Genomic DNA, 14,999 nt, shown 5'->3' with positions numbered 1-14,999 from the left:
TATCATTAGAAGGCAGCTAAATTAGCTGCCTTTTTTATTGCCTGCGACAACGCTAACTTGCATTCATAGCCAGATGAATATACGATTCATATACGTTTTATATATAGGCAGTGTTATGGGTATCGTAAAAATTAGCGACCAACTCCACGAAGAAATACGCAAAGCCAGTACCACTATGGTGCGTTCAATCAATTCGCAATCTGAATACTGGATAAAAATTGGCATGTTAGCCGAGCTTAACCCAACCATGACTTACGCCGAAATCATTAAACAACAACTCTCACAAGCAGATGTGCAAGTTGGAGAGCCTATTCATGAGTGAAATCATTATCAAAACCCCTGAACAAATCGCTTTAATGCGTGAGTCAGGCCGATTACTTGCACAAGTGTTTGCCTATTTAGACGAGCAAGTAAAAATCGGTATCACCACTATGGAAATTAATGATTTAGTTGAGCGCTATATTGTTGATGAACTCGCCTCACGCCCAGCTAGTAAAGGCCAATACGATTATCCTTATGTATTAAACAGTTCAGTTAATGAAGTAGTCTGCCATGGGTTTCCAGATCCTAAGCGAATATTAAAATCAGGCGATATTGTTAATATCGATATTACGCTTGAGAAAAATGGTTACATTGCCGATTCCAGCAAAATGTATATGCTTGGTGAGGTTTCACCGCTGGCTAAACGCTTGGTTGATAAAACCTATGAAGCGATGTGGCAAGGCATAAAAATGGTGAAGCCTGGAGTACGACTCGGCGATATTGGCAATGCTATAGCAAACTTTGCTCACAGTAACGGTTACAGCGTGGTGCGTGAATATTGTGGCCATGGTATTGGCGAGCAAATGCATGAAGAGCCACAAGTTTTGCACTATGGTAAGCGCAATACTGGGGTTGAACTCAAAACAGGCATGACCTTTACCATTGAACCTATGATCAACCAAGGTGCGGCAAAAATAAAAACCAAACCCGATGGTTGGACTGTGGTTACCCGAGATAAAAAGCTCTCTGCTCAGTGGGAGCATACTATTGCCGTCACCGCTGATGGCTATGAAGTGCTCACTTTACGCGCCGAAGAAAGCGCGATGCTCACAACCTAAACAAGGTTAAATGTATGGCCATTTTATTGTTAAATGATCCATTACCTCATTTGCAGTTTCAAAAGTTTTCACCTGATCAGCGCTTAGCTGATTGGGTGCAATGCTATTGGAAAATTGGTTCGCAAAATACGCAAACCGCACAGCTATTTAAGGAAAAACTTTACCCAGATGCCGGTGCAAGCCTCACCATTGATTTCAGCCAAACAACGCCGGTAATTACATTTGCCTTTAATCGTCATACTCAGGCACACACTTTCAGTACCTTAGATACTTTGCTGAGTGTTCGCTTCGCACCTTCAGGGGCTTATCACTTATTAGGCATAACCTTACACGAGTTAACAGAAGTGAATTACCTGCTAGGCCACGATTTCACTCCACGTTGGTATAGCAGTTTACTGGCATGTGTTGAAAAGATGCAAAATAGTCCATTAATGAGCCAACTGTACTTACTTGAACAATGGTTACTTAATCAAGCGATGGGTCAGCAATTAGCCAAAAACAGTACACTAAAAGTCATCAAGCAACTTATTCAGCTTAATAACTCTACAACCGTTGTCAGTAAAAAGCTTGGGCTAACACGGCGAACGCTTGAGCGTCGCTTAAAAAAAGAAGCGGGGGTGAGTCCTGCTCGACTACAGCAGTTTTATCGACTAAAAACCGCACGTAGTCTGCTCGCTGAGAGCCAAATACCAGTGACCGCTATTGCATTACAATGTGGATATTATGATCACGCTCACTTTTGTCACGCATTTCATCGTTTTACCTTCGAAACACCGCAGCAGTATCGTAACCGAAAAGCAGCAAATCAGCTCTGAATGCCTAGCAAACTAGCATCGTCTTTTGTGCTCATGCTAGTTCACTAACAAAATAATCGACTACTTTTCTCCAACGTAGCGATCAAATACTTTTAGGGCTGCACTCTTGTAAGTATCAGTTACTTCATCGGCACACGTCACCACTGATTCTAGATCATTTAAGTGACCGTTAGCTAAACCGTATACCCAGCCATGAATAGTCAACTCTTGACCACGTTGCCATGCTTCTTGCACAATATTGGTACGACACACATTGCGCACTTGCTCAATGACATTAAGCTCAATCAAGCTATTAAGGCGATCTTTCTCTGCTAGAGCATCTATTTTTGCAATGTATTTTTCTTTTACATCACCAACATGACGCAACCAGTTATCGATCAGGCCAAATTTAGCATCATTTAAGACCGCTTGCACACCACCACAGCCATAGTGACCCACAACCATAATATGCTTTACTTTTAACACTTCAACAGCGTACTGCATCACTGATAAACAGTTGTGGTCAGTATGAACCACTACATTCGCCACGTTACGGTGAACAAACAGCTCACCTGGCATTAAATCAACGATTTCATTGGCCGGTACGCGAGAATCTGAACAACCAATCCATAGATATTCTGGGTTTTGTTGCATTGACAGAATTTTAAAAAATTCTGGATCATCTTTACACGTGCGCTCAGCCCAACGTTTATTATTTTCGAATAAATTTTTTAATTTTCTCATTACATCTCTTTTCTATCTTTGACGGTAGCTTGGATCAAAATATTGCGCGGTGTTAATTGCTTTTCACAAAACGTCTGCACATTGACTTGATAACCTTGTTGTTGCAAATATAAAGCACGATCGAGCACAAGCCAAACTTCTATTGCCCTTCTAAACACATGACGGACCAGTTCAATACGCTCAGTTACTTTTTTGCGCATTTCCCCTTTAGTCAAAAAGTAATCATAATCAATATCTTGTGGTATTTCCAAGGCCTTTTTATCTGCAGCCCATGCACAAAAAGCTTTAAATGAATCTGAAAAGATTGCTTTGTTAACAGAGGGCACGCTGACATAGTGTGATTCGCCAGTGAGGGTTTTGCGCAGTGCATCAAAACCCAGCCGCCATTGCACTTCGGTTTTACGTACTTTATCAACCCGAGAGGGGGCCGTTACGGTCTCTTGCAATGCCAATTTTAAATCACGGTGTGTTAACTTGAGCTTACTGTGCTGCGCAACTGCACTCATCGCTTGATAGTCATTGTCAGTAAACAAGTGATAACAACATGGCGATAAACTAATCTTTTCTGTTTGTGCACTAACAGCATTACTCATAAAGGCTTGATGCAGTGCACCACAAGCATGCAGTGCGACCGCATGTTGTGTTTGTTGAAAGTACTTAGCAACATCATCTTTTAGCACATCGGCTTGGCTAAAGCGCATAGCCAGTCCTTGTTGCTGAGCACTTTGCTGACCCTGCTCACAGAGATGTTGTTGTAACTCGATACTGTGAACGCTAGGTGCACGATTAAATGCCAACATGCGCCCCAAGTGGCCTTTCCCGGCACACCATTCTAATACTGGTAAGTTTGATTCTTCACCCAGCGCACCGACAAAGTCTTGTAGTTGGGTGAACTTGCGACCCTTAATGCCGTTGCTGATCCAAAATGGATATTCAATACGCGTCGCAATGGTTTGAGGTAACTCACATAAAGCGGCTAAATTATTTACTTCAGCAATATACGGGCTAAAAAATTGATACAGCAGATGCTGTTCACTATCGAGCTGTGCAACTTGCTGGTCGCTCAAAGCCGCTAAGGCTTGCTCTAATTCAGGCCAAGGTAGTTGATCAAAATCGAATGCGGTGCACTGCCAATATTGGCGAGTGCGGTGTAATAAGTTATCTAGGGCTGTAAACTGCTCAGCAAGGCTCATGGGATTTTGGCGATGGTCAAATGCGTTTCGCCATTATACGCTTTTTCTTAGCATCAAGCGCAAATAAAGTGGAATGGATAATAAACTAATAATAATTGCACTAATGAGCATCCATGACATTTTAATCTCTTCTGGTTCAGCATAATGATAAATAAAACCAGCTTGCGCTTGATTAAAGGCACTTTGTTCAATTGCGTATAAACCTGCAATCAATCGCCATTTAGCTATCGACATGGCGCCTAAATTGGTTCCGGCCGGTAGAATATAATCACTTAGTACCTCGGCTTCATAGCCAAGCTGAGCAAAGCTTTTTTGCGGTGCGTAATCATGCTGAGTCAAAGCAATGGCTTCGTCCATGTGCATCATAGCGTAACGCCAACCTTTTAAACTGGCCTGATAGAAAGCCTCCACGGTTTGTGGCTGCTGAGCGAGCATATTTTCAGTGGTATAAAGAATATCACTATAAACATTGATGCCGTATTTCTGTGGGCAAATAAGCCGATGATCTATACCTTGCTCGCGCATCATATACGGTTCGTTAGTAACATATACTTGCATCGCATCAATAGTTCCTGTTAACCAATCAGCGCTGCTAGTATCACTGCCATAGGCTGTCAAATTATCCGTGTGAACACCACTTCGCTCTAGCATCACTAGTAACTCGGCATTTTCTTTACGGCTAATGCTGCTGATGCGCTTATTAGCAAAATCTCGAGGATGAAAAATATCAGAGCTTTTTTTGACCATCCAACAATAAGGTGAAAACTGTAAAATAGCCGCCATTGCCACCAGTGGTTTACCGGCAATACGCTGCTGTAAAATACCAGAATGCCCCACTCCAAACTGAGCTTGCCCCGCCAGCACTTTAGAAAAGGTATCTGGATTGTCAGGATCTGCGGGTAAAATAGTAACGTTTAATCCGGCGTCTTGATAAAAGCCTTGTTGCTGAGCCATATAATAACCAGCAAATTGAAATTGATGCGTCCACTTTAATTGTAAGGTGACGTCGGTAATTGCCATACTTTGTTTACAAAGCACTGCAAATACAAGGCATAACCCTAGTTTTAGTCCTTTAAATCTCAATGTACACTCTGAATAGTTTATAAGTTTGCTATAACTATAGATAATATATTGAATTTACTAAAGCAATGAAAAAAGCACCTCAATTGAGGTGCTTTGGATATATTTAATTATTAGCCGCTTTAGCCCTATCAATAGGGCTTTGGGTCGTTAAAAATTGGGTAAAACACGGATTATGTGTTTCATCTTGTACGCTATAGCCCAAACGATTTAAGTGCTCGTTAAATACCTCATACTGATTTGCCTCAATCGCAAACCCAGCTAATACATTGCCCATCGAACCACCATGGTTGCGATAATGGAATAACGTAATATTCCAATTGCTGCCTAAGGTATCTAAAAAGCGCGCGAGTGCGCCTGGGTATTCAGGAAACTCAAAGCGTAATAACCGTTCATGAAGCTGCTCTGGCGCTTTGCCACCGACCATATATCGCACGTGTAGCTTAGCCAGTTCGTTATCAGACAAATCACAAAATTGATAACCATTAGTGGTTAAATCGGCTTTGAGCTCATCTAACTCTTGCTGACCTTGGCGCAGCGCAATACCAACAAAAATCTGTGCTTCACCAGGGCCTGCATAGCGATAATTAAACTCTGTGATTGCACGGCCACCTAACGAAGCACAAAACTGCTTAAAGCTACCTTTTTCTTCGTTAATAGTGACCGCAAACAGGGCTTCGTTTTTCTCACCCAGCGCAGTACGCTCTGCCACATAACGTAAACGGTCAAAGTTTAAATTAGCACCTGATAAAACTGCCGCTAAATGCAGCCCTTTCAGGCCACTTTGTTGGCTCCATTTTTTCAGTCCTGCGGTTGCAAGCGCACCAGAAGGCTCAGCTATAGCACGGGTTGAAACAAAGATATCTTGCATCGCAGCACAAATTTCATCGCCTGTGACCGTGACCACTTCGTCACAAAATTTTTGCGCTAAGCGAAAGGTTTCTTTACCGATAATCTTTACCGCAACACCATCCGCAAAGCTGCCAACCCGCTCCAGCTCAACCGGTTTACCCGCTTCAAGGGCTGCTTGTAAGCAGGCGCTTTCGTCTGCTTCTACGCCAATCACTTTAATATCGGGGCGTAATGACTTGATATAGACCGCCATACCAGCGAGTAAACCGCCGCCGCCAACCGGAATAAATACCGCATCGAGCTGGTTAAGTTGCTGCATTAGTTCACGAGCAACAGTGCCTTGACCTACAATCACATCTGGGTCATCAAAGGGTGGTACAAATACGCCATTGCGCTGTTCAGTCAGTTCTAGTGCATGCGCTTTAGCGGCATCAAAATGATGGCCATGTAATACCACCTCACCACCGAGTGCACGTACTGCACTGACTTTTATTTCAGGTGTAGTGACCGGCATGACGATAGTCGCTTGATGACCTAAATGTGAGGCGCTTAGCGCCACGCCTTGGGCATGATTACCAGCAGATGCGGTTATCACCACAGAACCTTTTGGTAACTTAGCCAGTTTGTTATACGCACCCCGTAACTTAAATGAATAAACGGGCTGCTGATCTTCACGCTTTAACCACACTTGATTACCAAGGCGTGCACTGAGTTCAGCCATTTCGCTAACCTCAGTCACTTTTGCCAGTGGTTCCATATTGGCTTGGATAATAGCGCGAAAATAATCGAGCTCTTGAGAAACCATAATTAGCTAAGCTCCTCCAGTTTGGCTAGATCGCGAACCGCGCCTTTATCTGCACTAGTTGCAAGTAGCGCATACGCTTTTAGCGCAGATGACACATAACGCTCACGGTTAAGCGGTTTATACGCTTGCTTACCACGGGCTAGCTGCTTTTGCTTACGTGCTTCAAGCTCATCATCTGTTAGTGCTAACGTAATTTCACGAGTGGCAATGTCGATAATAATTTTATCGCCGTTTTCAACATAGGCAATGGCGCCGCCGCTGGCAGCTTCAGGTGAGACGTGACCAATTGATAAACCTGACGTACCACCCGAGAAGCGACCATCGGTGATCAAGGCACATTTTTCAGCCAAGCCTTTTGATTTTAAGTAACTGGTTGGGTAAAGCATTTCTTGCATACCCGGGCCGCCTTTAGGGCCTTCGTAGCGAATAACCACGATGTCACCGGCTTTTACTTCATCATTTAAGATACCTTCAACTGAATCATCTTGCGATTCATACACCACGGCGGTGCCTTCAAAGTGTAGCATTTCATCAACTACACCCGCACTTTTTACAATACAGCCATCAACCGCTAAGTTGCCCGATAATACCGCTAAGCCACCATCTTGGCGAAATGCATGTTCAACGCTTCGGATACAGCCATTTTCACGGTCATTGTCGCCTTCATCCCAACGGCACGATTGACTCATTGCTTTGGTGGTACGAATGCCTGCAGGGCCTGCACGATAAAACGTTTGTGCAGCTTCGTTGTTTGGATCAGTAGCATCCCATTTTTTAACCAGCTCAGCCATCGTCATACCGGCAACATGGTTTACCGACATATCAACTAAGCCCGCTTTACCCAGTTCGCGTATAATCGCCATCATGCCACCAGCACGGTGTACATCTTCAATATGGTATTGCGCAGTTGCAGGCGCTACTTTACACAGGAACGGTGTTTTACGAGATAACGCATCAATGTGCGACATATCAAAATCAACACCGGCTTCTTGCGCAGCTGCAAGTAAATGCAATACGGTATTTGACGAGCCACCCATAGCAATATCAACGACCATGGCATTCATAAAGGCTGTTTTATTGGCAATGGCGCGTGGTAGTACGTCTTTATTATCTTTTTGGTAATACTCACGACATAAATCAACAATGCGTGCACCGGCTTCAACATACAACTGTTTGCGGTCTTTATGAGTAGCAAGCGTAGTACCGTTACCCGGTAGTGCTAGGCCAATTGCCTCTAATAAACAGTTCATTGAATTGGCGGTAAACATACCAGAACATGAACCACAGGTTGGGCATGCTGAGCGTTCAACTTGCTCTGAATCAGCATCACTTACCGACTCATCTGCACCTTTTACCATTGCATCGACTAAATCAAGTTTGATATCGATATTGGCAAGCTTAGTTTTACCTGCTTCCATCGGGCCGCCTGACACAAAGATCACTGGAATATCTAAACGTAGTGCCGCAAGCATCATCCCAGGGGTGATTTTATCGCAGTTAGAAATACAGATCATCGCATCGGCGCAGTGACCATTAACCATGTATTCAACCGAGTCGGCGATTAAGTCGCGCGATGGTAATGAATACAACATGCCGCCGTGGCCCATCGCAATGCCATCATCAATGGCGATGGTATTAAATTCTTTTGGCACACCACCGGCTTCGGTGATGGTTTCAGCCATGAGCTCACTAAGTTGATTAAGATGCACATGCCCCGGTACAAATTGTGTGAACGAGTTTACAACCGCAATAATTGGTTTACCAAAATCAGTATCTGTCATCCCTGTTGCACGCCATAATGCACGAGCACCTGCGCGCTTTCGACCTTCAGTTGTAGTTGCACTTCTTAATTTAGCCATAGTTACCTCAGTATTTTGCAGCGATTAATAAACCGCTGACATCCTCATTCTTAAATTTTTATCGCTAAAGGGAAATCCCAATAGCCCTGTTGATTTAGTTGCTACAGCAAACTACATTGCTTGCTGGTGTAAATTCTCTAATGTGATATGCCTAACATCCACCAGCTTATTAAGCTGTGTAGTTAATAAATGAATCGGTTTATCACTATCGACTGTCATAGCTACTTGGTACTGGCCATCATCCATATTCAGTTGAAAATGGGTTAAATCAAAACCGCGATGACGAACTACGCGTAAAAAGCGCTCCACGGCAACACTTTGATTTTTTAAAGCAACTGTTAAGCTGTGTTTCATTTTGCACTCTCCGTCATCATTTCATCATTGGCAGCACCCGGTGGTACTAATGGCCATACGTTTTCTTTATCATCTATACATGCATGTACTATATAAGGACCGGTACTGTTAACCAATGCAGTGATAGCATCATCAACTTGGTTTGCATGAGTAATTGCTTGCCCAGGTATTCCAAACACCGCGGCTAATTGCACAAAGTCTGGGTTATCCGATAAATCAGTTTCAGAATAACGCCCTTCAAAAAACAATTCTTGCCATTGGCGAACCATACCCAAACGCTGGTTATCTAAAATTAATATTTTTACCGGTAAATTGTTACGACGAATCGTCGCTAATTCTTGAATATTCATCATGATTGAGCCATCACCTGAAACCGTGATCACAAAATCATTTGGTCTCGCAACTTGTGCACCTATCGCCGCAGGCAAACCAAAGCCCATAGTGCCCGCACCACCGCTACTTAAATGATTGCTTGGGTGGCTAAACTTCATATGCTGCGCTACCCACATTTGGTGTTGGCCTACATCACAACAAACCACGCCATTTTTCGGCATACGTTGGCTAAGCTGATTTAATAAATACGGTGCAAATACTTTTTCACCAGGGTAATCATAACGCCATGCATGCTCAGTCATCATCGCTTTGGTATGCGCTAACCAAGCTTGCTCAGTAACAAAACACTCAAGCTGAGGTAATGAACTTTTTAAGTCTGCAATCAACGAAGCTTTAGCCGGTTTACGTTTACCTACCTCTGCTGCATCGATATCTAAATGAATTACTTTTGCTTTGGCTGCAAACTTACTTAAGTTACCCGTTACCCGGTCGTCAAAGCGGGCACCTATACATACTAGTACATCACATTCTTGTACCGCTAAATTTGCAGCTTGGCCGCCATGCATGCCCAGCATGCCTAAATTGTATTCGTAATCAGGTAATACACTGCCTAACGCTTTTAATGTTGATACTGCTGGCATTTGCGTTTTATCTAAAAACTGCATTAACTGCTGTTGGGCATCGGCCGCTTGTACACCGCCACCAACATAAGCCACTGGGCGTTTCGCTTCACTTAATAACTGATTAGCAATGGCGACTTGATTTAAATCTAACTGAGGTAAGTAATCGTCAGCTGCAAGCCAAGGATGAAAAGGCACTTGCGCCATTTGAATGTCTTTTGGAATATCAACTAAAACAGGACCCGGACGGCCACTTTGCGCCAAGTGCATGGCTTCTTGTAGGATTTCGGCTAAATCTTCAGGACGTTCAACCATATAACTGTGTTTAGTACACGACAATGACATGCCTAGTACATCGATTTCTTGAAACGCGTCAGAGCCGATTGCTGCAGTAGGTACTTGCCCGGTGATCGCCAGTAATGGTACTGAGTCCATCATCGCATCAGCAAGTGCGGTGATTAAGTTAGTCGCACCAGGCCCTGATGTTGCAAAACAGACTCCTAATTTACCGGTGCTACGCGCAAAGCCAACCGCCGCAAATCCTGCACCTTGCTCATGACGAGTGAGGTAGTGCTTAACTGGCGCACCATACAGCGCATCGTAAATTGGCATGATGGCCCCACCTGGGTAACCAAAAACTTCATTTACGCCGTGTTTGGCTAATAAATCAATCGTTAACTCTGCGCCTGTCATTAATAAATCCTCATTCCTCAGTGACATATCTAAACTTAATAACTCATTCTAAACCCTGAAACTAAAAAGCCCCCCGGACTGTTAAGTGCGGGGGGCTTTTTCAATGCTTCTCTTTTTTAAAGCACTAACAAGCCCCCGCGGTAATAATAATCACCACGACGTTAATTAGGACTAGGTTTAGTGCATTTGTAAGCATGTAATCAATACCAAAAATTTGTTTGTTCGCGTGAGGGTTATTTACTTCCCTCGCTGTCTTTTTCTATTAGTACCGCGATGAGGGGATTAAGTCAACCTTAAAATCAATCCAATTTTCATATAAACACCAGCCTTTAAAGGCATAAAAATCCAACATAACCACACAAATAGATTAATTTTTCTCATATGCGAAACAATTGATATTTCATACCTCGTTATAACCAAATAGCGGTTTGATTAATTTTTAACGAACTCGCAATAAATTATTCTATTTAAATGGCACCACTCAGGAAATGCCTAGTTACTCTTCAGTATTTCTTAAGTTTCGGCTCATATCATCTGGCCACTAAGTTAGATATGAGTTGTTAATTTATGGTCGTCACTGAATTTCTCCGAGCGGGTTTGAAAAAGCGTTTTTATATTACCTGTAGTGCTAACGTATTTATTATTGCCCTTGCAAGTTACTACTGCTTAATTATTAATATTCCATTTATGCAAGGTGCCTTTACGGCCATCACCACCTTGCCGGCTTTTTCTTGGTTATTTTTACTCTCGGTGCCGTTACTACTACTGTGCTTGTTGATCATTTTTTTCTCTTTGTTGTCGAGCCGATGGTTACTCAAACCCGTAAATTACATCTTATTGCTGTGCTCTTGTTTAGTTTTATACGGCACTTTAAATTACGGAGTAGTGTTTGATTACTCAATGATCCAAAACACCTTTGAGACCGACAACCAAGAAGCTATCAGCTATCTCAATCCACAATTTCTACTATTTTTCATCTTATTCGCCCTGCTGCCATTACTGATTTTAGTTAAAACCAAGGTACGGTTTAGCCCTGTTTCCCAAGAGATATTGAGCCGTAGTAAATTATTACTTGGCTGCTTTGCTTTAATCGCGGTTATTATCCTGAATTTTTATGCCGACTACGCAGCAACGGGACGTAACAATCAGCTGTTAAAAAAAGAGTTAATTCCGTTTCAATATTTAAGTAGTGGCTATAAATATATTCGCGATCAATGGCTAGTGACTGCTGAGCCATTTCAAATACTCGATCCCACACCAACACTAATTGCCCCCGCACAAACACAAGTCACTGTGATTGTTGTCGGTGAAACAGCCCGTGCCGCTAATTTTGCATACCAAGGTTATAAGCGCGACACCAATCGTTACACGCGCCCTTTTAATGTGACTTACCTCGATAATGTTGCCTCTTGTGGCACTGCAACAGCAGTATCTGTGCCTTGTATGTTCTCAGTTCAACAGCACGAAAACTTTTCACGTAGTGAAGCTGACAATCAACAAAATATCCTCGATATCGCCCAACAAGCTGGCGCTGATGTGCTGTGGATAGACAATAACAGTGGTTGTAAGAATGCCTGCAACCGTATCGACACTATTACTATTACCCCTGACAATTCAGCGCTGTGCACAAAAGAGCCTTGTTATGACGAAGCTTTACTCGCGCCGCTGAAACGTAAGCTCGCTAATTTGAGCCAAGCAAATACGGTAATTGTATTGCATATGATGGGATCCCATGGGCCTACTTATTTTCAGCGTTATCCCGAGCAGTTTAAACAATTCACTCCCACCTGTGATCGCAGCGATATTCAAAACTGTAGTTCTGAGCAACTAGTTAATACCTACGACAACACTATTGCCTACAGCGACTACGTCAACAGCCAAGTCCTTCAGCAACTTGCAGAGTTACCTGACAGCATAGAAAAAAACTTTATTTATGTGTCAGATCACGGCGAATCTCTGGGTGAAAATGGCGCTTATTTACATGGTTTTCCATACAGTTTTGCCCCTTCAGAGCAAACTCATGTGCCCTTGTATATGTGGGCTGCAAAAAACAATCAACGCATCAATGAAAGCTGCTTACGCACACTCGATCTGCAACAAGCCAGCTCGCACGACAATATTTTTCACACTTTAGCCAATCTGATCGGCCTCAAAAGCAGCCGCTATGAAGCCTCTTTAGATTTACTAAGCACTTGTAAAGCAAACAATAACAAAGCGAATACTCACCATGAATAACTCAAAAACAGTACTCAAACGCCAAGGGCTGATGCGTCTTATATTCACCTTACGCCATACATTCAATGGCTTAAAATGGATGACCCGGTTTGAAGCGGCATTTCAGCAAGAACTTGCAGTATTTCTAGTGCTCGGCGTGTTTGCCTGGCTTCAGAATATTACTACTAGCAATAAGCTCATTTTAATTGCCAGTTTGCTCTTTGTATTATTTGCCGAGTTGGTAAATACCGCTGTTGAAGTGGTAGTTGATCGTATTAGCACAGAGCACCATGAGTTATCTGGCTTAGCTAAAGACATTGCCTCTGCTAGCGTATTTATCGCAATGCTGATTAGTGCTCTGATTTGGTGGGCTATCTTATGGGCATAACGCAACAACTCAGCCTACACCAATTAAAAACTAAACTTGGTCCATATTGGCTGTTACTGACCTTTTTTAGCCTATCCCTTATTATGCTTACACTGGCTCGTTTTGGCTTAAGTGTGTGGCAAGGTGAGCGAGTATTTAGCTCTCATGCCTGGCTTAATATCTTTGTCGGCGGCTTACGTGTTGATATATCAACATTAAGTTATATTCTTATGCCCACATTATTGTTGCTGATTGTCACCTCCGTGTTGGGTAAACAAAATATGACTCGCATAGTAATAAAATACTACCTGCTGATAATGACCGCATTGCTGATCTTTTTTGAGGTGATCACCCCTACTTTTATCAGCGAATACGATCTACGTCCTAATCGATTGTTTATTGAGTATTTAATTTACCCTAAGGAAGTGTCAAAGATGATTTTTTCAGGCTATAAAACTGAAATCATCTGTACCTTCATCCTACTGGGGTTAGGTATAAAAGCCGCAGCAATGGTGTTTGCCTCTCAATGGCACAGCCGTACTCAACTATCCCCCCTCAAGCATAGTGTATTGGTTATTTCGTTATTATGTTTAACGGTTTTAGGAGCACGTAACTCTTTTGGCCATCGCCCTTTAAACCCCGCGATGGTGGCATTTTCTACGGATCACCTACTTAATGATCTTAGCCTTAACTCCTTGTATAGCGTTGCTTTTGCGATTAAGCAGCTCAGTAATGAAAAATCTAGTCAGGACTTTTATGGCGCTATGCCAGAAGAACAATTGCTAAGTACAGTACGCAAAAGTATGCAGCTGCAAAACGCAGTGTTCAATGATAGTAGCGCGCCTACTAAAACCTTCCGCCAAGCAACGCACCAAGGAAAAGCCAAAAACCTCGTCATTATATTGCAAGAGAGCTTAGGTGCCCGTTATGTTGGAGCATTGGGTGGCCTGCCATTAACACCTTATATAGATAAACTTTATCAACAAGGTTGGGGGTTTGATAACTTATACGCGACGGGCACGCGTTCAGTGCGCGGTATTGAAGCGGTTATTACTGGGTTCACACCAACCCCTTCACGCGCAGTGGTAAAGCTCGATAAATCACAACGGGATTTCTTTACGATTGCCGATTTTCTTGCCAAGCAAAACTATCACACCCAATTTATCTACGGTGGTGAAAGTCATTTTGATAATATGCAAAGCTTCTTTTTAGGTAATGGTTTTCAAGAAATTGTTGATAGTGATGACTTTGCGAATATTGATTTCAACGGCTCTTGGGGTGCGTCAGATGAAGATTTATACACCCAAGCGGATATCGAGCTCACTAAACTACAACAACAAGGTAAACCGTTTTTCAGTTTAGTGTTTTCAAGCTCTAACCATAGCCCATATGAATTCCCTGATAATAAAATTGCCCTTTACGACAATGACAAACAAACTCGTAATAATGCAGCAAAATACGCAGATTATGCACTCGGTAGCTTTATCGACAAGGCAAAAAAATCAACTTACTGGGACGACACCGTATTTATTGTTATTGCCGATCATGACTCACGAGTCTCCGGTGCGAGTTTAGTGCCTATTGACCACTTTCGGATTCCTGCGGTGATCTTTGGTAAAGACATTCCAGCAAAACGCGACCACCAGCTTGCCAGTCAACTTGATATTCCTGCCACCCTGTTATCATTGATCGGTGCCAGTGGCGAGCATCCAATGATTGGTCGCGATCTATCAAAGCCCATCGCTCCACAGCAACAACGTGCCATGATGCAATACGATAAAAACTTTGCGTACATTCAGGCAAATGGTGAACAAGGCAATAAGGTAGTAATTTTACAGCCACATAAAGCTGCTACAACTTATATCTATAATCAACATCAACTGATCCCATCAGCAAACGACGAAGCGCTTGTGCAAACAGCCCTTGGCCATGCTAATTTTGGTAATATAGTCTACCAAAACGGTTGGTATCATTAATTGCTAAGCCTTGCT

Annotated in this window: 13 protein-coding genes; 6 read left to right on the top strand and 7 right to left on the bottom strand. The window is 42.8% G+C overall.

What is annotated here, in order from left to right:
- Positions 1-115 precede the first annotated feature (115 nt).
- From A7968_RS14730 to A7968_RS14720, 3 genes are read left to right on the top strand one after another with little or no spacing between them, the layout of a single operon-like run.
- Positions 116-322: a ParD-like family protein gene (locus A7968_RS14730; RefSeq protein ID WP_064667339.1), complete on the top strand. Its 207-nt coding sequence runs from the start codon at positions 116-118 to the stop codon at positions 320-322.
- Positions 315-1,100, top strand: coding sequence for a type I methionyl aminopeptidase (gene map / locus A7968_RS14725; protein ID WP_064667338.1), 786 nt, complete (start codon positions 315-317; stop codon positions 1,098-1,100). Before A7968_RS14730 ends, map begins: the two co-directional genes overlap by 8 nt.
- Positions 1,101-1,114: 14 nt before the next feature.
- Positions 1,115-1,915, top strand: a complete 801-nt coding sequence (locus A7968_RS14720) for a helix-turn-helix transcriptional regulator (RefSeq protein WP_064667337.1) — start codon at positions 1,115-1,117, stop codon at positions 1,913-1,915.
- Positions 1,916-1,975: 60 nt separating this feature from the next.
- Here A7968_RS14720 and can read toward each other — a convergent pair whose 3' ends face one another.
- The 7 genes from can to ilvG form a co-directional block, all read right to left on the bottom strand.
- Positions 1,976-2,638 carry a carbonate dehydratase gene (can, locus tag A7968_RS14715; protein WP_064667336.1) on the bottom strand — a complete coding sequence of 221 codons (663 nt, stop codon included), beginning with the start codon at positions 2,636-2,638 and terminating at the stop codon, positions 1,976-1,978.
- Positions 2,638-3,831 carry a methyltransferase gene (locus A7968_RS14710; protein WP_064667335.1) on the bottom strand — a complete coding sequence of 398 codons (1,194 nt, stop codon included), beginning with the start codon at positions 3,829-3,831 and terminating at the stop codon, positions 2,638-2,640. Before A7968_RS14710 ends, can begins: the two co-directional genes overlap by 1 nt.
- A 33-nt stretch (positions 3,832-3,864) precedes the next feature.
- Positions 3,865-4,851 carry an ABC transporter substrate-binding protein gene (locus tag A7968_RS14705; protein ID WP_064667334.1) on the bottom strand — a complete coding sequence of 329 codons (987 nt, stop codon included), beginning with the start codon at positions 4,849-4,851 and terminating at the stop codon, positions 3,865-3,867.
- Positions 4,852-5,017: 166 nt separating this feature from the next.
- On the bottom strand, positions 5,018-6,568 hold the full coding sequence (gene ilvA, locus A7968_RS14700; RefSeq protein ID WP_064667333.1) for a threonine ammonia-lyase, biosynthetic: 1,551 nt from the start codon (positions 6,566-6,568) through the stop codon (positions 5,018-5,020).
- 2 nt (positions 6,569-6,570) lie between these two features.
- Positions 6,571-8,427, bottom strand: a complete 1,857-nt coding sequence (gene ilvD, locus A7968_RS14695) for a dihydroxy-acid dehydratase (protein WP_064667332.1) — start codon at positions 8,425-8,427, stop codon at positions 6,571-6,573.
- Between the two features lie 111 nt (positions 8,428-8,538).
- Positions 8,539-8,781 carry an acetolactate synthase 2 small subunit gene (ilvM, locus tag A7968_RS14690; RefSeq protein WP_064667331.1) on the bottom strand — a complete coding sequence of 81 codons (243 nt, stop codon included), beginning with the start codon at positions 8,779-8,781 and terminating at the stop codon, positions 8,539-8,541.
- Positions 8,778-10,427 (bottom strand): acetolactate synthase 2 catalytic subunit, encoded by a 1,650-nt coding sequence (gene ilvG / locus A7968_RS14685; protein ID WP_064667330.1) that lies wholly within the window; start codon positions 10,425-10,427, stop codon positions 8,778-8,780. Before ilvG ends, ilvM begins: the two co-directional genes overlap by 4 nt.
- 567 nt (positions 10,428-10,994) lie before the next feature.
- Here ilvG and A7968_RS14680 point away from each other — a divergent pair.
- Genes A7968_RS14680 through A7968_RS14670 form a run of 3 tightly spaced genes read left to right on the top strand, consistent with a single transcriptional unit; the run spans position 10,995 to position 14,984 of the window.
- Positions 10,995-12,662, top strand: a complete 1,668-nt coding sequence (locus tag A7968_RS14680; protein WP_064667329.1) for a phosphoethanolamine transferase — start codon at positions 10,995-10,997, stop codon at positions 12,660-12,662.
- Positions 12,655-13,029, top strand: coding sequence for a diacylglycerol kinase (locus tag A7968_RS14675; RefSeq protein WP_064667328.1), 375 nt, complete (start codon positions 12,655-12,657; stop codon positions 13,027-13,029). The genes A7968_RS14680 and A7968_RS14675 overlap by 8 nt, the downstream gene beginning before the upstream one ends.
- Positions 13,020-14,984 (top strand): LTA synthase family protein, encoded by a 1,965-nt coding sequence (locus A7968_RS14670; RefSeq protein WP_064667327.1) that lies wholly within the window; start codon positions 13,020-13,022, stop codon positions 14,982-14,984. The genes A7968_RS14675 and A7968_RS14670 overlap by 10 nt, the downstream gene beginning before the upstream one ends.
- Positions 14,985-14,999 lie beyond the last annotated feature (15 nt).

It is taken from the genome of Pseudoalteromonas prydzensis, assembly GCF_001661495.1.
GTDB lineage: Bacteria > Pseudomonadota > Gammaproteobacteria > Enterobacterales > Alteromonadaceae > Pseudoalteromonas > Pseudoalteromonas prydzensis.
The sequence above is the reverse complement of the archived record's forward strand: the minus strand, read 5'-3'. Positions and strand labels throughout refer to the sequence as shown.